Source organism: Gilliamella sp. B2785 (genome assembly GCF_026537005.1).
In the GTDB taxonomy this organism is placed as follows: Bacteria; Pseudomonadota; Gammaproteobacteria; order Enterobacterales; family Orbaceae; genus Gilliamella; species Gilliamella apicola_E.
On sequence record NZ_JAFNNC010000007.1, the window covers coordinates 43,164 to 63,268 of the forward strand.

Here is a 20,105-nt window from a genome sequence, read left to right on the forward strand (position 1 = left end):
ATAATTACCTTACAATGAAATCAGTAAATAGAACTTCATCAATTTTTACTGAATGTTTTGCATCATATTGGCGAGATAATGCCATTTTTATCTGCTCTTGTAATTCAAGTTTGCCTGACTCTTTCTTTAAATTATTAACGTACTGTTTTGAAGTTAACAAAAGTACGTCACTTCTTACTTCAGGAAGATAATCTAATAAAACGGTTTTTTGTTCTTCATCAGCGACGCGTAACACCATACCTACGTATAGAATTTTATTGATTTCTAAATTTTCTTTAGATGGTGGAAGTGAAATTGTGAAAGGTTTTAATGTTAAAAAAACCGGTGATAACACTTCTGGTTCTACATGGGGCGTCGTTTTAGGAGAATCTTGTAACCATAAATAAGCAGCAAAACCTGTTGCTAAAAGGGTAATTAAAATAAGCACTAGATTTAAAATACTTATTTTTTTCTTGGTAGTTTGCATATTTATTATTGTCTCAATGAAAATTAATGAAATGTCTATTTAAATAGCCAAAAATTACCAAAATAATAAATCATGCTTTGAGAATTAATTGGAAGAATAGGCAGTAAAAATATGACCTATTCAACCTTTTTAATCTCTAGCTATCAAAACATAGTACTGTTTCAAATACTATTATTTAGGCAAAAATACTTAATCCTGATTGAACAATGTTTGATGGATGATCAAGTTCATGAAGTGTTTGATTTTTATCGTCCATTAATTGCTCTATTTCAAACTCTTGTTTATAAGGTGATGAGGAGTCATTCATCATTGAAAAATCACTAATATCGGTCTGCTCTAACATAATACCTTGTTCTTCCAATGAAGTTCTTAATTGCGGTAAAGCTGATTCTAACACGCTTTTAACCATATTATGTGCAACAGCCATGTGAAGGTTCATTTTGTCATCAACTATTGCCAATTTAATATGAAGCGAACCCAATTCTTCAGGGTGTAATTTGATTTCCGCATTTTGGATACCTTGACGACAAACGAGGCTAATTTTTTCGTTTAATGTTTTTTGCCATTCAGTAATATCCATTGGCATAGGTAAATTTATATTTAACGTTTTTTGACTTTCAATTAATGGTGTTGATGTGGTTAATTGATTTGGGCTATGGACTAGTAATGTAGGTTCTTGTTCAAAGTGGCTAATATCAAAATTGGTGATAGGTAAATCGATATTGTTATTTTGAGTATTAGTAAGAGTTGGTAATGGTTGATTTGAGGTTTTAACTGAATTTATATTGGTTGATATATTATGTTCATCATTCGTTAGCAAACTCGTTTGTTTATTTGGCTTAATGATTACTTGTTCACTACTATTAATAATAGTTAGAATTTCTGCTGCTTTTTCATCTACATTGATATCATCAGAAACTGGTGCCGTTAAAAGTATATCATTAGCTGTAGTATTAATTTTTAATTCACGTATTGCTGGCTGTTCAGTATGCTCATTATTAATTATAGGCTCTTCATCGACTTGCAAAGTTAGTGGAAATAGTGTGAATAATTCATCACTATCTTCCTCTTCTTGATCATCTAATTGATGATCGAGTTTGTTCTCGAGAATATTAGCTTTGGCTAGGCTATTATTTTCGCCTAACTCTTGTTTTTCATTAAACTGTAATAAAAGCTGAAAAAAATTGTCTTCAATAATTGATACTTCATTCAATTCTATAGGTGATATTAATGGGATATCACTAAATTGATTAATATTCATTCAACATTCTCCTTGCTAACTGCTGCTGTGCAAATTCATCGGTTAATTTTTGTTGTAAACGGCTTTGCTGTAGCAGTAGTTTTTTATCTTGTTTATCCAATAATGTGGTGTAAGTATTGAGACTTTTTTGTGATTGATTTAGCTCATTGGTGATCTGTTTTTGTTTAATTTCTAAAGTTAACAATAACTTTTTTTGTTGTGTGATTCCTTGCTCAATAGCAGTAATAAAAGCATTAAAATTGTTCAGTTCTGATCCTGTAATGCCAACTGATAATGCTTTATTTAAGCGCTGTTGGTACTCATTATAGTAATCATTTAATACATTTAGTTGTGATTGAGCATTACGCTTATTATCATGCGCATTTTTTAATTTAATCAATTTGTCGTCGACTGATTTTTCAGCTAACTTTTTTAATGTTAAAAAGGCAAATTTACCATTATATTGATTGGCCATTGTTCTTTCCTAAGTTTGAATCAACAATTCTTGCTAACTGTTGATAAGCGTCTTGATAACTACAATGTTCATAAATTCCTTGTTGTAAAAATTGTTGCATAGCAGGAAAAAGCGTTATTGCCTTATCTAATAAAGGATCGGTTCCTGCTACATAAGCACCAACATTAATTAAGTCACGATTTCGTTGGAAACTTGAAAATAATTGCTTAAATAACCGTGATTTTTTTTCGTCTTTGGTTAGTTCTGTCATCACGCGACTTATTGATGCTTCAATATCAATAGCTGGATAATGACCTGATTCAGCAAGAGAACGGGATAAAACAATATGTCCGTCGAGAATTGCTCTAGCTGAGTCAGCGATAGGATCTTGCTGGTCATCACCTTCGGTTAGCACGGTATAAAAAGCGGTAATAGCGCCTTTGCCTTCTGCGTCATTACCGGCTCTTTCAACTAATGCTGGTAATTTTGCAAATACTGAAGGAGGATATCCTTTAGTCGCTGGTGGTTCACCGATCGCTAAGGCTATTTCACGTTGTGCCATGGCGTATCGTGTTAATGAATCCATAATGAGTAATACATTAAATCCTTGGTCACGAAATTTTTCAGCAATTTTAGTCGCGTAGGCTGCACCTTGTAGACGTAATAATGGCGATACATCAGCAGGCGCGGCAACAACAACAGATCGAGCTAAGCCCTCTTCACCTAAAATATTTTCAATAAAATCTTTTACTTCTCGACCTCGCTCACCGATTAAACCAACCACAATAATATCGGCTTTGGTGTATCTTGCCATCATGCCAAGTAAAACACTTTTACCAACGCCTGAACCTGCAAAAAGCCCCATTCGCTGACCTTGACCAACGGTTAATAATGCATTGATTGCACGAATGCCAACATCGAGAACTTGATGAATTGGTGTTCGGGTTAGCGGATTTAGTGTTTTATTAATTAATCCTTCATATTCGATATCTTCAGGTAATGGTTTGCCATCGAGAGGTTTTCCCATTGCATCGACAACTCGGCCTAATAACCCCATACCAATTGGTAAAACTTTGTGACTAAAATGTGTTAAATCATATTGTGATGTATAAACTCTTGCATCGAGTAATATACCGTCTGTTGATTCAAACGGCATGAGGTATAGTGTTTTTCCTTTAAAACCAATTACTTCACACTCAACCGCTTGGATTTTGCCATCTAATTGTCGTTCAACAAAACAGTTGGATCCTAATGGTAGTTTTAAACCAATAGCTTCTAGAACAAGACCAGACGCTTTAACCAATCGACCATATTGACGAATTAAAGATGCAGACTCTAATTTCTGTTTAGCACTATCAATTTTAGTTGCCCATTGCGTACAAAAGCTCACCTTAACGCTCATCTCCATGCACTGTGTCAGAAATAATTTGCCAGTGATTGGTTATACTTGCGTCGATCTCATTTGTTTCAGTAAATATTTTGCAGCCACCTAATTCTATATTTGCATCGGCAATAAATTGCCATTCGTTTTTTAGTTGATCATCTAGCTGTGGCTCTAGCCATAAAAAATCATTCGGATTGATTCGAACCACAATCGGTGTAATTGTATTTTGTTCAATTAATGACTTGATCGAATGCATTAATTGCTTTTGTTTTACTTTGGATAACGAACCAACAGTTTTTTCAGCGGCAAGTAAAGCGAGATCAAATAGCTTTGGTACAATTTTTTCATCAATTTGATTAATTGACTGCTGAAATTGAATTGCTAGATTTTTGATGGATTCAACAGTATTTAATTTTTCTTCGTTTATCTGTTGTTCTATTTTCTCCAGGCCTTCTTGTTGGCCTATTGTTAACCCTTCCTCATACCCTGTTTGTTTACCAATATTGAAACCTTCTTCTTTACCTAGATTAAAGCCTTCTTGATAGGCTTCTTCTCTTGCTTGTTGTTTGATATTTTCAAGTTCTAGCGTTATTTCAGGGCTATTAATATCAATAAAATTGGTATCGGCCTCATCGACTATTTCAAGTTCTGGTTCACTCTCTTCTAGCTCATCGGTTTCTGGTATAAGTGGTGATGATTCTGCTAAATCTTGAAAGTGTAATGGTTTCCAAGTTAAGGTACTAGCTTGATTATACATATTCATCATCACCGCTACTTAAGATCATCTCACCAGTTTCAGCTAAACGACGAGCAATAACCAAAATTTTCTTCTGTTCGGTTTCAACTTGTGACAAGCGCACTGGTGGTCTGTTTTCTAAATCTTCACGTAATATAGATGCAGCACGTTGCGACATATTCGATAATAATTTTTCCCGTAATGGTTCTGTCGCACCTTTCAGGGCAATAATTAAGGTTTCATTATCCACATCTTTGAGTAGACGTTGGATACTTCTATCATCCACATCAACCAGATTTTCGAATAAGAACATTTCATCAATGATTTTTTGAGCTAACTCATTGTCATAATCACGTAATGCATTGATAACCAATTCTTCTTGTTGTGATTTCATCAGGTTGATGATTTCTGCTGCGGTGCGGATACCACCCATATTATTAAGTTTAATATTTTGTCCATGTAGTAAAGTTGATAACGATGTTGATAAAACTTCTAACGCTGAAGGCTCTACTCCACCGAAGGTTGCAATACGTAGCATTACATCATTACGCAGATCATCATCAAATAGATTTAATATTTCAGCAGCTAAGTCACGATTTAAGTGAACTAAAATTGTGGCGATAATTTGTGGATGCTCTTTCTTAACCAAATCAACAGCTCTGGCCGCATCAACAAAGTTAAGCATTTTTAAGCCATCGGTAGTATCTTCAATATCGGTATCTAATAGTTCATCAAGTAGACGGCTGGCTTTATCACTACCAATTGATTTTTCGAGAACTTTTCGTAGATAGCCATTAGTATCGGTATTTAATACGGCACAATCATCAAGTGTGGTTTGACACTCATTAAGAATATTTTTGAGTTGTTCTTGTGTTAATTGTGGCAATCCCATCATGGCACTACTAATTTGTTGTACCTCTTTATGGTCTAAAAATTGCATTACTTTTGCAGCTAATTCTTCACCTAAAATCATTAAAATTGTCGCTGCTTTTTGAGATTCACTTAAATTCATTACTCGGTGTCCTTCTTGTTCATCCAACCACGAATAATGAGAGCCATTACACGAGGATCTTTTTCGACAATTTTTCGGATGTATTGCTGTTGTTGCATATTATCTTCAAAAATTTTCTGTTGCAGTTTACTGTGTGCTTTATAATCAAGCTTATCTTCAGCGCCCATCGTGCCGTCAGATTTATCCGTATTGAGGTATTGTCTTTGAATCTTAACCCATACCGAACGCAGTACTTTTCGCCATGCATACCATATTATTAAGATATAAATTAGATATTTAATTGCCGTTTTCAGCATGTCGTAAACTTCATGTTTTTGTAAAAAGGTGATGGCGTCATTTTCATCATCTATTTGATCTGTAAATTTCAAATTTGCCACCGTTAATGAATCACCACGCAAGTCAGAAAATCCCATAGCTTGACGTGCTAATGCTTCAATATGAGTAAGCTCTTCTTTATCGAGTTTTACCCATTTTTCGACCGCTTCATTTTTTTGATTTTCTTCATTTGACGATGCTACTTCATTGATTATCGCAAATTTATAATTAACTAGAACCGCAACAGATAAGCGCTTGATACGACCTTCAGGAATTTTGCTATGAATAATTTGACGATTAACTTCAAAGTTCAACGTATTATTAGATTGTAAATGATACATTTTTTGCTTGTCGTCTTTATCTTTTACTTCATTCTCTCCATCAATTGGTGCACTTGGTGTTGGTACTGGTTGGTTAGATAAAGCCCCTGGTACACCACCAATAGCATTGCTTGATGCTAATTGACGGTTTTCAACTTGCTGCTTACTGCGAATGGTTTGATTGTTAACATCGCTATTAGGATCATAGATTTCGGATGTTGATTCCTGACGGCTAAAGTCAATGTCAGCATTAACTTGAACTTTAACATTTTGTTTACCTAAAATCGGTATAATGATTTTTTCTACGCGTTCACGCACCAAATTTTCGATTCGTTCACTATATTCTAATTGGGCAACATTAACGTTAGTATCGCGGTATTTTTCTCCAGTCAATAAATTACCGTTTTGATCGATGATAGTGACTTTATCAGCTTGTAATTCCGGCACACTACTTGAAATTAGATGGATAATAGCGTCAATTTGACCTTGAGATAGCGAGCGACCAGGTAATAAAGTTAGTGCGACTGATGCAGAAGGGAATTTTCTTTCTCTAACAAATAAAGAGGGTTTTGGCATAGCTAAATGCACTCTGGCATCATCAACACTACTAATGATTGAAATCGTTCTGGATAATTCGCCTTCTAATGCTCGTTGATAATTGATTTGTTCATTGAACTGGCTCATTCCAAAGCTTTCTTTATCGAGTAGTTCAAAACCGATAGCACCGCCTTTAGGTAAACCTTGTTGAGCAATTCGTAGGCGAGTATCATAAATTTTATTTTCGGGAATTAAGATCGTTGTACCGGATGATGAAAACTTATAAGGAATATTCATCTTATCAAGTTGGCTAATGATTTCACCGCCATCTTTATCATTCAAATTACTAAATAGCACACCGTAAGCATCACTCTTAAGCCATAAATAGGTGATACTACTTATAGCTATTACGATCACTCCTACAATAAGGAGCAGCATTTTTCGATTTTGTTTTAATTGATTGATAAATGGTAACTTATTCAATATTGATTCGCCTTTGTTACCTACTGACTGGCTATCCATATGTATCCTAATTCTAAACAGGTTAGATTAATTCTAGGGTCTATTATCTGTGTATTTATAAAAATCAATAGCTAAAAAAGCACATGCTTTACCCTTTAGTTATCGCTTTTAGATTGTTATCTTTGTGATAATTTAAGCGGTAATTTTATTAAGGTGAATATAATTAATATGATGAACAGTATCGAGGCTTTTAATCCGGCAACTAAATTGGATTTTTTTTCGAATCAACAGGTAAGTAAAGAGCAAAATTTTGTTGCTGAATTAAAAATGGCATTAGATAAAATTAGCCAAACTCAAATTGAGGCAAGTAAGCAAGCTAAAGCGTTTGAGATGGGTGAACCTAATGTTTCATTAAATGAAGTAATGGTTAATATGCAAAAGTCTTCGGTTTCATTGCAATTTGGCGTGCAAGTTAGAAATAAGTTAGTAGCAGCGTATCAAGAAATCATGAATATGAATGTTTAATTTATTAATGATTCTATTTGTTTAAAAATCGTCATTCATTAGCTGCCAATTTTTATCAAAAATTGGTTTTCATCTATATTGTTAAAAAGTCAGCCTACTATTCACCTTTTATAACCTTAACAAGTTTAATTTAATAATAAAAAAAGTTTGAGGAGTGGGGTTTTTGGCACTTTAAAATCGCTAAAAACCCCGCTCCTCAATTATTTTTAGTCTATTTTTTTGATTACTTAGTGAATTATGTTAGGTTGGCAATTTTTTGGTAACTATCTATTTTAGTTTGATAATTAACCTGCTCGCCAATGAGTTTGGTAAGTTCACCATGCCGTAGATGTATTAATTGTTCTAACTGCTCTTGATAACCCAAAATATTATTGATATACATTCGAATAATATCTTGCTGAGGTAATGCTATAGTATCTGTAACATTTAGTTGGATATCTTTAGATAATTGGTGGTATTGAGCTTGCCAGCTGATTAATGATTCCCAGTTTTCTTTTTGTGCATTAATTAGCATTTGCTCAACAACATAATTAAGCTTTTCATATTGTTCTAATAATAAATTATTATTTAAAACTGATATTCCCATAACTATGCTATCTCCCGCCAAGCTTGAGCAATGTTATCAAGCAAATTAAAACAGACTTGCAGTTTGTCTTTATCATTATGTAAATTGGCTAAAACCAACTGCTGACTGATGTATTGATATAATTGATCTAAATTTTCGGCAATTTCACCACCTTGCTCTAGATCAAGTGAACTCTTAAGTCCATTATCTATAATATTAATTGCTTTCGAAATGGCTTGCCCTTTGCCTGCAATATTCCCTTTTTCTATATATAACTCAGCTAAACGAATAGCATTAAGTGCGCCCTCGAATAATAAAACAATAAGCTGATGTGGCGAAGCCTGATTAACACTCGTTTCTAAATTAACTTGCTTATAAGCTTGAACTCCCATTTTTATATTCCTTATTTTTTCATGTTCGCCATCATTTCGAATTGCGTGGTTAAGTAATTGCTCATACCATTTAATTCATTGATCAAGATATCTAATTTAGTAAACTGCACGCGATAACGTTCAATAGTTTGGTCAATAGAGTTGTTAACTTGATCATAGCGTTTATCTAATGATTTTAAGGTTGAGTTTAAGCCGTTAGTTGCGGTATCAATCATACCATCACTATCAATGAAGCTACTCACTTTGGCACATACTTCGTTAGCTATGCCTGTCGTTTCACCATCACCAATAAATAGCATGGCGACTGCTTCACTGTTTTCTTTGAGGGCTTTTTCTAATTCGTTTTCTTTAATAATTAGCTTGCCATTACTATCCATATTGATACCGATTTGAGCCAATACAGAGATTTCACCAGCTTGACCTTTCGAAAAGATAGATCGGATACTTTGATCTATATTACGTAGTGTTGAATCACCAACCAGTGGTCCATTATTACTATTTAATTCATCTGAATTGGCATCACTAGCAGTAAATTGAGTTAAGGCTGATATCGTTGATTGTAATTGATTAAATGCCTCCACCCACTCTTTAAGTGCCTCTTGGGTTTTTTCGTTATCCGCGGTAATAGTTAAATTTTGCGATGTGGTGGTTACTGCTTTTAAAGTGATATCAACGCCAGGGATGACATCTTTAACGGTATTTGATGCACTATTGACGGTAATACCATTAAAACTAAATTTAGCATCTTGCGCTTTAGCGATTTCGCTCATTGCTGATGAATCAGCTTGATTAATATCAAAACCAACTAATGAATTGAGTTTTTCATCATCGGATGATATTGAAGTTATAGTTTGTTGTTCACCTGTTTCTTTAGATGTGATAACCAGTTGATAGCTATCGGTTCCTGAACGAACAATTGTTGCATTAACGGGAGATTCACTGATTGAGCCATCTTCATTAACCACTTTAGCTTGGTTAATTGCATTTGCGATTGATTCTAAGGATGTTTCATCTTTGCCTAAAGTGACATTTAATTTTTGACCATTAGCTTGTTCGATGGTGATTGTTCGCGTTTCATTATTGTTACCTAACGCTGTTTGTTTATCGTTTATTGTATTAGTAGCAACGCTGTGTGCGCTTGCAAGTTGTTGCACACTCACTGCATAATTACCTAATTGAGCATTGCTACTTACGTTAGTAGTAAAGTAGTTGTCATTGCCCGATACCGTTCTAGCTTGGAACAGCTCTTTTTTTTGTAGTTTTGCTGTTGCGCTATTAAATGTTGATAATGCACTTTTTAATTTGCCAAAACCGCTTATTTTATTATTAATTGTTTTTTGCTGTGCTTTTATTGGCGTAAGACGGTTTTTTTCTACCGCTTCTAATTGATCTAATACTTCATTTAAATCAATACCAGAACCAATCCCCAATATACTCATTGCCATGTTTTATTATCCTATTATAAATTCTTTCATCTCTTGTTTTATCGACTGATGTAATAAAAAGTTTAGATATTTTTACTAATAAATAATTAGGTTTTGGCAATGCATATATTGCTAGACGATTTTATCTATTCAAAAACCAGTTATTTATTCAGTTATCAATGTTATATCCATATCTATTTTGCACTGTAAAAAGATGTAGGTGACATATCGCTACTGGAGTTATAAATTATCTTTTTAATCAATGAACTTTGATATTTTAAAGTGTTAAAAGCTAAATGTTTTTAAGGATGGTGGGCGTTATTTAAAAATAAAATTAAGTAGTGATCTTTCTAATATAATTTCTATTATTAGTAAATATATTGCAATTATTTAAATAGATAGGAGGTTAGGCACTTTTGCCGCGGCCTTTATTAAATAAGGCTATCAACTGTTTTTTACCGATTAATTTACATATAAAAATGTATTAGGACCTCTGAGCGTTTTATCAAACTTAATTAGTTATTCGGTTTTATTCGACGACATAAAATAAAAATTAAAAAAATATTAAAGTTTCTTTTTTTAATACCGATAACTAAATCATCAGCAAAAGTATTGAATAATATTTTCAATATCTCGTTGATCTAACTAATCATATTAAAGGAGATAAAAATGGCACAGGTAATTAATACCAATACTATGTCTTTAATGGCAAGAAACAATCTGAATAATTCTCAAAGTGTTCTTGGAACTGCAATTGAGCGTCTATCATCAGGTATGCGTATCAACAGCGCTAAAGATGATGCAGCAGGTCAAGCAATCGCTAATCGTTTTTCTTCAAATATTCGTGGTTTAACTCAAGCTGCACGTAATGCAAATGACGGTATCTCTTTAGCTCAAACAACTGAAGGTGCATTAAACGAAATTAATAACAACGTTCAACGTATTCGTGAATTGACTGTTCAAGCGGCAAATGGTACAAACTCTCAAAGCGATTTAGAATCAATTCAAAACGAAATTGATCAACGTTTAGAAGAGATAGACCGTGTATCTAAACAAACTGATTTCAATGGTACTAAAGTATTATCTGCTGATAAAACACTTAAAATACAAGTGGGTGCAAATGATGGTGAAACTATTGAAATCAATTTGAAAAAAATTGACAGTACTGAACTCGGTTTAGCTTCATTTAATGTTTCTTCAAGCCCAACAGCAGATCCTTTAAAAACACTTGATGCTGCATTATCAAAAATTGATGAATTACGTGGTGAGCTTGGTGCGGTACAAAATCGTTTTGAGTCAACTGTAACTAACATCAACAATACAGTAAATAACTTAAGCTCAGCGCGTAGCCGTATTGAAGATGCAGATTATGCTGAAGAAGTATCTAATATGACTCGTGGTCAAATTTTACAACAAGCAGGTACTTCAGTATTAGCACAAGCTAACCAAGTACCTCAATCTGTACTGTCTTTATTACAATAAAGTATACCTCTAAAATTTTACTTTAATTTTTATACTATAGTAATAATGGTATTTTTTAATACCATTATTGCTAATAATGTTAATTACCTATTTTTTAATACTTTATTCTTGCCATTAACTCAGTCAATTATCGTCATAATATTCCTTAGCATTTTTTACAATGGTTTAGGAAATGAGTGATAACCTGTATAACTCTCAGGGTGTAGTGAATCAAATCGATTGGCAACAATATATCTATTTAGTTCGTAATGAAGCGTTGAAATTAGCTGTTCGTTTACCAACGACGATTGAGCTTGATGACTTGTTACAAGTTGGTTATATCGGTTTATTAGAATGCATAAAACGTTATGATGCAGCACAAGGTTATACTTTTACTACATTTGCTATTCCTAGAATAAAGGGAGCAATGTTAGATGAGTTGCGTAGTCGTGACTGGCTACCAAGGCAAACCCGAAAAAAAATTAAAGATGTCACTAACGCCATTAATGAATTGGAACAAATTTTAGGTGTCCCACCTAATGATCACCAGATAGCTGCACATCTGCAATTGTCTCTTACTGAATATCGCAAAGTGTTATTAGATTCAAATTATAGCCAAATTTGTTCTTACGATGAGATACAAAAAAAACTCGGCGATAATTTGGATGCGCTGATTAAGCCTGATTCCGATAACAATCCTTTTGCTTTTATTATTAATGATGAAATTCGCAATATTATTGTTCAACAAATTGATAACTTACCTGAAAAAGAAAAAATGGTTTTAGCGCTCTATTATCAAGAAGAGTTGAATTTAAAAGAGATTGGAAAAGTGTTAGATATTAGTGAATCTCGCGTAAGTCAATTACATAGCCAAGCAATAAAACGAATACAAAGTAAAATTAATATATAAAAAACAGAATAAAACAGTAAAACATGAAAAAATAAATTGAAAATAAATCGAAATGATTTTTTTATTGACCTTTTGCTTTTAAAAATGTAACTTTAAGTGAAAAAAAACGAATTAAGATATTTTTTACTGATTTCGCATTTTTTTATGCGAGAAAAATATAAATTTTGGTGAGTAAATTGGGAAATATACAAGAAGACGATATTTTGAAATGTATACATCATTTAAATCTTTCAACGCTTTTATTAAGCCAAAGAATGATAGAGAAAGATAAAGTGATGGCAATGTATCGATTAGGAATTGATGAAAAAACCGCTGATATTTTGAGTAATTTAAGTGCTTCTCAAATGTTGGTTTTATCTGAAACCAATCAATTAACGTTTCAATTTCGATTTAAAAATTCAGCAATGATGGAAAAATTAACTGAAGAGTCTCGCGTTAGTGATATAAAGCAGATGCATACAGGGATCCTTCTATCAAGCTTACTTTTAGATTCTATTAATAAGTAGGTAAATGATAAAAATGAGTAGCAAAAGCATTATCCAAAAATATAAAGAAGTCCAATTAGCTATTCGATTAATTACACTCGGCGCTAGAATTCAAATGTTGGAAAGTGAAACCAATTTAAGCCGTGGAAAGCTGATTAAATTATATAAAGAAATCCAAGGATGCCCACCACCTAAAGGTTTACTTCCTTTTTCTACCACGTGGTTTATGACTTGGGAGCCTAATATTCATTCAAGCATGTTTTATAATGCTTACCGATTTTTAGTCAAGCATGGTACTAAATCTGGAGTTCATGCAATTGTTAAAGCTTATCAACTTTATTTAGAGCAATGTTCCCTTCATCACGATGAAGAGCCGGTTTTAGGCTTAACTCGTGCATGGATTTTAGTTAAATTTGTTGAAAGTAATGTTATGCAGCAATCGTGTTGCAAAGAGTGTAAAGGGCGATTTATTACACACGCTTACCAGCCACATAATAGTTTTGTTTGCAGTTTATGCCAACCGCCATCAAGGGCCGAAAAAAATAATAAAACGCATAAAGAAAGCCAAGCAAAATGCTTACAAGTTTTATCAATACCTAGTGCATTCAACTTAGTCACCGCAAATCAGGTAACGGTTTAGATAAGCAATTAATTAAAAAAGTTTAGTTACATTTTATAGAGATAAAGGAAAGCCAATGCTAATAATTATAGGATATATTGTTGTTATCGCTTCTGCTTTAGTTGGTTATGTGCTAAGTGGAGGGTATTTGGCAGTACTTTTTCAACCATTAGAGTTTCTGATAATTGGTGGTACAGCTATTGGTGCTTTCATTGTAAGTAATGAAAAGAAAGCAATAATTGCTACACTTAAATCGTTAGGTAGTTTATTTAAAACATCAAAATATAATAAAACTCTTTATTTAACATTAATTAATTTAATGTACACCATTTTAACTAAGATACGTCAAAATGGGGGGTTATCTATTGAAGAAGATATTGATAATCCAAAAGAGAGTGAGTTATTTAAAAAGTATCCACTTATTCTTGCCAATCCACAAATATGCGATTTTATCACTGATTATTTACGTTTAATGATTAGCGGAAATATGGAAGTTTATGAAATTGAAGCATTAATGAATGAAGAAATTGAGACGTATACCCATGAGTTAGAAAAACCTGCAGATGCGATTTCTAGTGTGGGCGATGGGTTACCTGCTTTTGGGATTGTGGCTGCGGTTATGGGAGTGATTAACACATTAGCACAAGCAGATAGGCCTGCTAGCGAGTTGGGTGAACTTATTGCACATGCTATGGTTGGAACCTTTTTAGGAATTTTACTGGCTTATGGGTTTGTTTCGCCACTAGCTGCTTTATTAAGACAGAAGAATGCTGATACAGTAAAAATTTTAGAATGTACTAAAGTTATTCTTATTGCCAGTATGCATGATTATGCTCCACAGATTTGTATTGAGTTTGGTCGAAAAACTATTTTTTCGCATGAGCGACCATCTTTCTTTGAATTAGAAAAATATATTCAAGAAGTGAAAGATAAAAATGCTAACCCAACAGAAAATAATGAATAATGAAAGATAAGCCAGTAAGAATAATTATTTCTAAAAAAAAGTCAGGGCATGGCGGTGGCCATCATGGTGGTTCGTGGAAGATTGCTTATGCAGATTTCATGACTGCTATGATGGCACTTTTTTTAGTCATGTGGTTGATAGCCAAATCCAGCCCGCAAGAATTACAAGGAATTGCCGAATATTTCAGAACGCCATTAATACTAGGTCAAAATGGTGGTAAAAATATTAGCGATAGCGAAAGCCCTATTCCTGGTGGTGGCGATGATGTCAGTAAAAGTTTGGGCGAAGAGCAACAGAGCATAATAAATGAACAACCAATAGATCCCAATATAGTTGAAAGAAATCAATTGATCGAAACTGCTCGTAAAATTTATGAGGCGTTTGAACTTGATCCTCGACTGCAAAAATTAGCGGCTAATCTTATTGTTGAACTAACTGAAATGGGGTTAAGAATTCAGATTTTAGCAACTGATGATAAACCAATGTTTGATGTTGGTAGTGCAGTTATTCATCCTAATATGCAAGAAATTCTTCACGCTCTAGCACCAATAATAAACGATTTACCCAATAAAATGACCTTATCAGGGCATACTGATGAGCGTCAATATATAACAGGTGATAGAGGTTATAGTAACTGGGAGTTATCTGCTGATAGAGCAAATTCGTCAAGACGAGAACTTATCGCTGCTGGATTAGATTCAAGCAAAATTATTCGAATTATTGGTTTAGCTGATACGGTAGGTTTAAACAATCCTAATTATAGTAAAGATGCTAATCGCCGTATTAGTATTTTAATTTTGAATAAGTCAGCTCAAAAATATATTGAAGATGAAAATACAATGACGGGAATAGATTTTTTAAAACAAGCAACTAAATCTGAAAAATAGCATTGGAATTACACAGGTTAAGCCTGTTAAAAAATTAAATTTCAATTATTTTCTAAAAATAACTAAAGTTTTATCTTTTTTATCCGATATAAGAATAACCCTTTAAGTTAATAATTTGATTATTGACTAAATATATTTAGGAGCTTTTATGTCAAATTCATTGATGAATACCGGTATTAGTGGATTAAATGCTGCGCAAAATATGCTTAATGTTATAAGCAATAATATCAGTAATGCGCATACCGTTGGTTACAATCGTCAACAACAAATTTTGCAACAAGCAAATGGCACTAAATATAATTATGGTTTTGTTGGTAACGGTGTATCTGTATCATCAGTTAATCGGGCATATAATAGTTTTGTGGTTGGTCAATTACGTCAATCTCAATCACAAAATGGCTCTATAAAGGCTTATTACAATGAATTGTCAAAAGTCGATAATTTATTAGCGGAGAATGATAATAGTATTTCCTCGCAACTAAATAGTCTGTTTGCAAGTTTAAATAAACTTTCTTCAAATGCGGGTGATGCCGCTTCCAAGCAAACAGTAATAAATGATCTTAGCTCGTTAGTCAGTCAGTTTAATAAAACGGAATTGAATTTAAAAAATCAGATTGCCAATATCAATACTGAAATTGTTAATAATGTTGATACCATTAACTCTTATACCCAACAAATTGCTGATCTTAACCAAAAAATAGCAAGATTACAGGCAGTAAGTGGTGGTCATGAGCCGAATGCATTGCTTGATGAACGCGATCAACTGGTTAATGAGTTAAGCGAGATGATAGGCATCACTGTTACTGAGCAAAATGGACAATACAATATTTCACTACCTAATGGTTTAAGTTTAGTGCAAGGGTCATCGGCAACTCAGTTATCTGTACAGCCGTCTAAAGATGATCCTGCTTTAAATACAATTATTTACACTCATAATTCTGGTGCGACTCAAGAACTATCAAGTCAAAATATCGCATCAGGCCGATTAAATGGATTATTAGCTTTTCGTGATGGACCACTCCTAGAAGCTCGCAACCAATTAGGTTTGATTGCGTTAAATCTAGCAGAACGATTTAATGAAGTACACATGTCAGGGGTTGATATTAATGGCGAACCAGGTCAGAAATTATTTGATTATCATAGCCCAACTAGTATTGCTAACGCCCAAAATCAAGGTAATGCCACTGCTAAAATTAACTATAACTCAGTGACAGACGTCAAAGCATCTGATTATAAAATTGAGTTTGATGGTAACGATTGGGTCGTAACCAGATTATCTGATAACAAGCAAATTACCCCTCAAGTTGAAGATGGTAAGTTGTTGTTTGATGGGTTATCTATTGAAATAAATGGTGATCCAGTAGCGGGTGATAGTATCTTACTTAAACCTGTTGCAGATGTAGCATCATCACTCCAGCTACTAGTTAAGGATGTCAACAAACTAGCAACAGGTATTAATGATGATGAAAATGGTAATGGCGATAATCGTAATGTAGCTAAATTGCTTGATATCCAAAATGAAAAATTAATTAATGGCACTAAAACGTTAAATAGTGCTTATAACGCCTTAGTTAGTTATGTGGGAAGTGAAACACAGACAGCTAAAATTTCAGCGCAATCTAGTCATAATATTACTCAAGAAATTTATGAGCAAAATCAATCAATATCAGGCGTTAATATTGAAGAAGAATATATCTCTATGCAGGTTTATATGCAGTATTACCAAGCTAATGCAAAGATTATTGATGCGGCAACCACAATATTCGATACCATTTTAGGTTTAGCTAAATAATAGAAGGGTTTAAATATGCGTGTTAGTACTAATGCAATGTATCAAAAAAATTTAACGAGTATTTTAAATACCAACAGTAAATGGCAAAAATCAGGATTGCATTTAGCAACCGGTAAAAAAATCTTATCACCTTCTGATGATCCTATGGGGTCATCGCAAGCATTAATTTTAAAACAGGCTCAATCAAGAAATACTCAGTATCAATCAGCTCGTGAAAGTGTTAATAACTCGTTAAGTCGCCAAGATACAGTACTAAAAGAAGCGAATACTGTTATCCAATCAATTCAAGAGACACTAGTTTATGCGGGTAATGAGACGTTAAACGATGAAAATAGACGTGACTTAGCCAATAAATTACAAGGACTAAAAGATCAATTAATTTCGTTAGCTAATGCTAAAGACACTAATGGCAATTATATCTTTGCTGGAAATAAAAATGATACACCTCCTTTTGTTGTGGATGAATCAGGTAAAGTTAATTATGTCGGTGGTTCTACAACGATTAATATTTTTATTGATGATACGCGTGAAGTGTCATTAAGTTTTACTGGTGATCAGATTTTTATGTCAGGCGCCAATAGTTCTGTGGAAAGTGATGTTTTTGCTAGCATTGACTATGCATTAGAAGTACTGCAAATCGGGTTAGATGATAATGACCCTGATGCGATTACGCAATTCAGAGAAGGTTTATCGAAAGCTAGTCAAGGCGTTGATAATTCGTTTGAAAATATCTCAACAGTTAGGGCTGCAGGTGGTAATGTGTTGTCGGAAGTTGAACGATTAACTGCACTAGGTAAAACCTTGGACATTGATTTTCAGACACAAATTAGCCAAATTGAAGATGTTGATTGGTATGAAGCCATTGCAGATTATGTGATGTTACAGGCGAATTTACAAGCAGCTCAATATACTTTTATGAATATGCAAAATATGTCCTTATTTCAAATGAAATAACTTTCTGTCATCACTTATTTAAATCGTTAATAAACAGGAGGCTTATGCCTCCTATTTATTAACTTCATTAAAATTTATTTAGTTATTATCTAAAGGCAATTTGTCTAAAACCTGATATTGATTTTTGCGGTGTATTTCTAGCAATTTCTTCAATCCGACTAATAATTTGAATTAACTTTTCGCTATAGTTAGGATCGGTTGCATAGTGTGCATCTTGCAGTGCTTTGGCTGCGGTTCTTGCATCAGGTGCGTTAACAACGGCACGATAACGTGGGCTTTTGGTAAGTAAATCAAGATAATCTGTTAATGCATGTTGTTTACTTTTATAAACTCTAAATTCATCTTGAATCTTAACCATATTGTTATTTAAAAATTCTCGTGTTGTTAACCGAGTTGAATTGCCTTTCCATGATGATGTCGCTTTTATGCCAAAATAGTTATGACTTGGTTGATTGTCGGCTGTTTTTATCTGCTTTTTACCCCAACCTGTTTCTAAGGCCGCTTGTGCAATGATAACCTCATAAGGAATACCTGACATTTTGGATGCCTTTTTAGCGGGTTCAAACCACTCAACTATAAATTGCGTGATATGGTCTTTATCAGAATCATTAACTGCTGGCGGTAATGGTTTGACGTTAGTATTCGTTAATTTATTCGTTTGCTGGTAAAGCATTTGACCTAATGCCGCAGGCGATGAATTTGAATCACTAAATAAAGATTGTGCTAATTCTATATTATTAGCCTGAGATTGTGGGGTAATAGATCTATTTGGCTGATTATTTAATTGTTTGGCAATAATATTGGCAAGACCTAATCCTTTACCGACAGCCTGTTGAGCAATTTGCTGATCAAACATTGAAGTAAATAACTGCATTGCAGATTGATTAAATAATCCACCATTAGGAACGGCTTTTCGCATAGATTGCATCATCATATTGACGAATAGTGTTTCAAACTGATCGGCAACTTGCTTGACACTTTCACTTGATCCACTAACAACGTTACGCCTTAATTGGCCAATGCTCGAAAAATCATAAACAAAGCGATTAATAGACTGATTAACTAGGTTTTTCATAATAATTATGCTTTAAATCGTTTCTAATGCAGCGTGCAAACAACCTGCGGTTTTTAATGCCTCAAGTATCGACATTAATTCTGTTGGATTTGCGCCTAATAAATTAAGTGAGCTAATTACTCGGTTTAAATCAGCGCCAGAAGCTAAATTATGTAATGCTCCGCCATCTTGTTCGATGCTGACCTCATCATCAGGAACAACTACGGTTTGTCCTCCGGCTAACGGAGTATTAGGCTGACTAACTTTTAATTTGTTATTGACCACCACAGACAAATTACCATGAGCAACGGCACAATTGTCTAATTGAACTTTTTGATTCATCACTACCACGCCAGTGCGCGTATTAATGACTACTTTTGCTGAAATTGGTGAAGCACTAATTTGTAGGTTTTGAATCTTCGATAATAATTTAACTCTTGCCTGGCTATCTTGTGGCATGTTCAATTTAACCGTCATACCATCTAAAGCAACTGCGATATTTTTTTGTACCTTGTTAATTGCTTCAGCGATTTTTGATGCCATGGTAAAGTCAAAATGGTTAAGGTGTAAGTGAATGGAACTTTTTTCATCTAAGCGGGTTGTTAATTCCCTCTCAATTGTCGCTCCACTCGGGATAGTTGCACCAGCCATTTGATTAACTGTTACACTACTGCCTTTGCTGCTTGCGCCCATACCACCAACAAAAAGATTACCTTGAGCAATGGCATAAACTTGATTGTCGGCACCTTTCAATGGCGTCATAATCAATGTGCCACCGCGAAGGCTTTTGGCATTACCTAATGAAGAGACAACAACATCAATTTGTTGCCCAACTCGTGCATAAGATGGTAATTTAGCAGTAACCATTACCGCAGCAACATTCTTTAATTGCATGTTACTACCTGATGGTACGGTAATACCTAATTGCGAAAGCATGTTGGTTATACTTTGAATGGTAAATGGTGTTTGTGAAGTTTGGTCTCCTGTACCATCTAGCCCAACAACAATTCCATAGCCTACTAAGGCGTTTTCACGCACGCCTTGAATAGTTACTAAATCCCTTATTCGTTCGGCATAACTATAGGGTGTGCCCACTATCATTATTAAAATAATAAAAGTTCGTAATTTATTAAGCATAATCAGATTC

21 protein-coding genes are annotated in these 20,105 nt (G+C 33.9%); 9 read left to right on the top strand and 12 right to left on the bottom strand.

Annotated features, from left to right (window positions below; genetic code table 11):
* Positions 1 to 4 precede the first annotated feature (4 nt).
* The 7 genes from J3U24_RS08870 to fliF form a co-directional block, all read right to left on the bottom strand.
* Positions 5 to 466 (bottom strand): flagellar basal body-associated FliL family protein, encoded by a 462-nt coding sequence (locus J3U24_RS08870; RefSeq protein ID WP_065561871.1) that lies wholly within the window; start codon positions 464 to 466, stop codon positions 5 to 7.
* A 175-nt stretch (positions 467 to 641) separates the two neighbouring features.
* Positions 642 to 1,727, bottom strand: coding sequence for a flagellar hook-length control protein FliK (locus J3U24_RS08875; protein ID WP_267337167.1), 1,086 nt, complete (start codon positions 1,725 to 1,727; stop codon positions 642 to 644).
* On the bottom strand, positions 1,717 to 2,181 hold the full coding sequence (gene fliJ / locus J3U24_RS08880) for a flagellar export protein FliJ (RefSeq protein WP_065561869.1): 465 nt from the start codon (positions 2,179 to 2,181) through the stop codon (positions 1,717 to 1,719). The genes J3U24_RS08875 and fliJ overlap by 11 nt, the downstream gene beginning before the upstream one ends.
* Positions 2,165 to 3,562, bottom strand: a complete 1,398-nt coding sequence (gene fliI / locus J3U24_RS08885) for a flagellar protein export ATPase FliI (RefSeq protein WP_267332176.1) — start codon at positions 3,560 to 3,562, stop codon at positions 2,165 to 2,167. Before fliI ends, fliJ begins: the two co-directional genes overlap by 17 nt.
* Positions 3,552 to 4,310 (bottom strand): flagellar assembly protein FliH, encoded by a 759-nt coding sequence (locus tag J3U24_RS08890; protein ID WP_267346994.1) that lies wholly within the window; start codon positions 4,308 to 4,310, stop codon positions 3,552 to 3,554. The genes fliI and J3U24_RS08890 overlap by 11 nt, the downstream gene beginning before the upstream one ends.
* The gene (gene fliG / locus J3U24_RS08895) at positions 4,294 to 5,292 is read right to left on the bottom strand and encodes a flagellar motor switch protein FliG (RefSeq protein WP_065561866.1); all 999 of its coding nucleotides are present in this window, start codon (positions 5,290 to 5,292) and stop codon (positions 4,294 to 4,296) included. The genes J3U24_RS08890 and fliG overlap by 17 nt, the downstream gene beginning before the upstream one ends.
* Complete coding sequence (fliF, locus tag J3U24_RS08900) at positions 5,292 to 6,986, bottom strand: flagellar basal-body MS-ring/collar protein FliF (RefSeq protein ID WP_267337170.1); 1,695 nt, start codon at positions 6,984 to 6,986, stop codon at positions 5,292 to 5,294. The genes fliG and fliF overlap by 1 nt, the downstream gene beginning before the upstream one ends.
* A gap of 168 nt (positions 6,987 to 7,154) precedes the next feature.
* Between fliF and fliE the strand changes: the two genes are divergently transcribed.
* Positions 7,155 to 7,451, top strand: a complete 297-nt coding sequence (gene fliE / locus J3U24_RS08905; RefSeq protein ID WP_267337171.1) for a flagellar hook-basal body complex protein FliE — start codon at positions 7,155 to 7,157, stop codon at positions 7,449 to 7,451.
* 235 nt (positions 7,452 to 7,686) lie between these two features.
* Here fliE and fliT read toward each other — a convergent pair whose 3' ends face one another.
* The 3 genes from fliT to fliD are packed head-to-tail and all read right to left on the bottom strand — an operon-like array spanning position 7,687 to position 9,853.
* Positions 7,687 to 8,037, bottom strand: a complete 351-nt coding sequence (gene fliT, locus J3U24_RS08910; protein WP_267337172.1) for a flagellar protein FliT — start codon at positions 8,035 to 8,037, stop codon at positions 7,687 to 7,689.
* Between the two features lie 2 nt (positions 8,038 to 8,039).
* Positions 8,040 to 8,408: a flagellar export chaperone FliS gene (gene fliS, locus J3U24_RS08915; RefSeq protein ID WP_065561862.1), complete on the bottom strand. Its 369-nt coding sequence runs from the start codon at positions 8,406 to 8,408 to the stop codon at positions 8,040 to 8,042.
* An 11-nt stretch (positions 8,409 to 8,419) separates the two neighbouring features.
* Positions 8,420 to 9,853 carry a flagellar filament capping protein FliD gene (fliD, locus tag J3U24_RS08920; protein ID WP_065733613.1) on the bottom strand — a complete coding sequence of 478 codons (1,434 nt, stop codon included), beginning with the start codon at positions 9,851 to 9,853 and terminating at the stop codon, positions 8,420 to 8,422.
* A 648-nt stretch (positions 9,854 to 10,501) separates the two neighbouring features.
* Between fliD and J3U24_RS08925 the strand changes: the two genes are divergently transcribed.
* From J3U24_RS08925 to flgL, 8 genes are all read left to right on the top strand, one after another.
* On the top strand, positions 10,502 to 11,314 hold the full coding sequence (locus J3U24_RS08925) for a flagellin (RefSeq protein ID WP_065562537.1): 813 nt from the start codon (positions 10,502 to 10,504) through the stop codon (positions 11,312 to 11,314).
* A 172-nt stretch (positions 11,315 to 11,486) separates the two neighbouring features.
* Positions 11,487 to 12,203, top strand: coding sequence for an RNA polymerase sigma factor FliA (locus tag J3U24_RS08930; protein WP_267337173.1), 717 nt, complete (start codon positions 11,487 to 11,489; stop codon positions 12,201 to 12,203).
* Positions 12,204 to 12,388: 185 nt separating this feature from the next.
* Positions 12,389 to 12,709, top strand: a complete 321-nt coding sequence (gene flhD / locus J3U24_RS08935) for a flagellar transcriptional regulator FlhD (protein ID WP_141673924.1) — start codon at positions 12,389 to 12,391, stop codon at positions 12,707 to 12,709.
* 13 nt (positions 12,710 to 12,722) lie between these two features.
* Positions 12,723 to 13,328: a flagellar transcriptional regulator FlhC gene (gene flhC / locus J3U24_RS08940; RefSeq protein WP_081299485.1), complete on the top strand. Its 606-nt coding sequence runs from the start codon at positions 12,723 to 12,725 to the stop codon at positions 13,326 to 13,328.
* 55 nt (positions 13,329 to 13,383) lie between these two features.
* Entirely contained in the window at positions 13,384 to 14,271 is an 888-nt protein-coding gene (gene motA / locus J3U24_RS08945; RefSeq protein WP_065733614.1) for a flagellar motor stator protein MotA, read from the top strand.
* Positions 14,271 to 15,158, top strand: coding sequence for a flagellar motor protein MotB (gene motB / locus J3U24_RS08950; RefSeq protein ID WP_065733615.1), 888 nt, complete (start codon positions 14,271 to 14,273; stop codon positions 15,156 to 15,158). The genes motA and motB overlap by 1 nt, the downstream gene beginning before the upstream one ends.
* A gap of 148 nt (positions 15,159 to 15,306) precedes the next feature.
* Entirely contained in the window at positions 15,307 to 16,950 is a 1,644-nt protein-coding gene (gene flgK, locus J3U24_RS08955) for a flagellar hook-associated protein FlgK (RefSeq protein ID WP_267337174.1), read from the top strand.
* 15 nt (positions 16,951 to 16,965) lie between these two features.
* A complete protein-coding gene (flgL, locus tag J3U24_RS08960; RefSeq protein WP_267332180.1) occupies positions 16,966 to 17,904 on the top strand; it encodes a flagellar hook-associated protein FlgL in 939 nt (312 codons plus the stop codon).
* A gap of 85 nt (positions 17,905 to 17,989) precedes the next feature.
* On the opposite strand, the gene flgJ is transcribed toward flgL, so the two are convergent.
* Positions 17,990 to 18,979 (bottom strand): flagellar assembly peptidoglycan hydrolase FlgJ, encoded by a 990-nt coding sequence (flgJ, locus tag J3U24_RS08965; RefSeq protein WP_267337175.1) that lies wholly within the window; start codon positions 18,977 to 18,979, stop codon positions 17,990 to 17,992.
* A gap of 12 nt (positions 18,980 to 18,991) precedes the next feature.
* Positions 18,992 to 20,095: a flagellar basal body P-ring protein FlgI gene (locus J3U24_RS08970; RefSeq protein ID WP_267337176.1), complete on the bottom strand. Its 1,104-nt coding sequence runs from the start codon at positions 20,093 to 20,095 to the stop codon at positions 18,992 to 18,994.
* Between the last annotated feature and the right edge of the window lie 10 nt (positions 20,096 to 20,105).

Coding starts and splice junctions, on each gene's coding strand:
- J3U24_RS08870 (WP_065561871.1), bottom strand. CDS start 466: ATGCAAACTACCAAGAAAAAAATAAGTATTTTAAATCTAGTGCTTATT.
- J3U24_RS08875 (WP_267337167.1), bottom strand. CDS start 1,727: ATGAATATTAATCAATTTAGTGATATCCCATTAATATCACCTATAGAA.
- fliJ (WP_065561869.1), bottom strand. CDS start 2,181: ATGGCCAATCAATATAATGGTAAATTTGCCTTTTTAACATTAAAAAAG.
- fliI (WP_267332176.1), bottom strand. CDS start 3,562: ATGAGCGTTAAGGTGAGCTTTTGTACGCAATGGGCAACTAAAATTGAT.
- J3U24_RS08890 (WP_267346994.1), bottom strand. CDS start 4,310: ATGATGAATATGTATAATCAAGCTAGTACCTTAACTTGGAAACCATTA.
- fliG (WP_065561866.1), bottom strand. CDS start 5,292: ATGAATTTAAGTGAATCTCAAAAAGCAGCGACAATTTTAATGATTTTA.
- fliF (WP_267337170.1), bottom strand. CDS start 6,986: ATGGATAGCCAGTCAGTAGGTAACAAAGGCGAATCAATATTGAATAAG.
- fliE (WP_267337171.1), top strand. CDS start 7,155: ATGATGAACAGTATCGAGGCTTTTAATCCGGCAACTAAATTGGATTTT.
- fliT (WP_267337172.1), bottom strand. CDS start 8,037: ATGGGAATATCAGTTTTAAATAATAATTTATTATTAGAACAATATGAA.
- fliS (WP_065561862.1), bottom strand. CDS start 8,408: ATGGGAGTTCAAGCTTATAAGCAAGTTAATTTAGAAACGAGTGTTAAT.
- fliD (WP_065733613.1), bottom strand. CDS start 9,853: ATGGCAATGAGTATATTGGGGATTGGTTCTGGTATTGATTTAAATGAA.
- J3U24_RS08925 (WP_065562537.1), top strand. CDS start 10,502: ATGGCACAGGTAATTAATACCAATACTATGTCTTTAATGGCAAGAAAC.
- J3U24_RS08930 (WP_267337173.1), top strand. CDS start 11,487: ATGAGTGATAACCTGTATAACTCTCAGGGTGTAGTGAATCAAATCGAT.
- flhC (WP_081299485.1), top strand. CDS start 12,723: ATGAGTAGCAAAAGCATTATCCAAAAATATAAAGAAGTCCAATTAGCT.
- motA (WP_065733614.1), top strand. CDS start 13,384: ATGCTAATAATTATAGGATATATTGTTGTTATCGCTTCTGCTTTAGTT.
- motB (WP_065733615.1), top strand. CDS start 14,271: ATGAAAGATAAGCCAGTAAGAATAATTATTTCTAAAAAAAAGTCAGGG.
- flgK (WP_267337174.1), top strand. CDS start 15,307: ATGTCAAATTCATTGATGAATACCGGTATTAGTGGATTAAATGCTGCG.
- flgL (WP_267332180.1), top strand. CDS start 16,966: ATGCGTGTTAGTACTAATGCAATGTATCAAAAAAATTTAACGAGTATT.
- flgJ (WP_267337175.1), bottom strand. CDS start 18,979: ATGAAAAACCTAGTTAATCAGTCTATTAATCGCTTTGTTTATGATTTT.
- J3U24_RS08970 (WP_267337176.1), bottom strand. CDS start 20,095: ATGCTTAATAAATTACGAACTTTTATTATTTTAATAATGATAGTGGGC.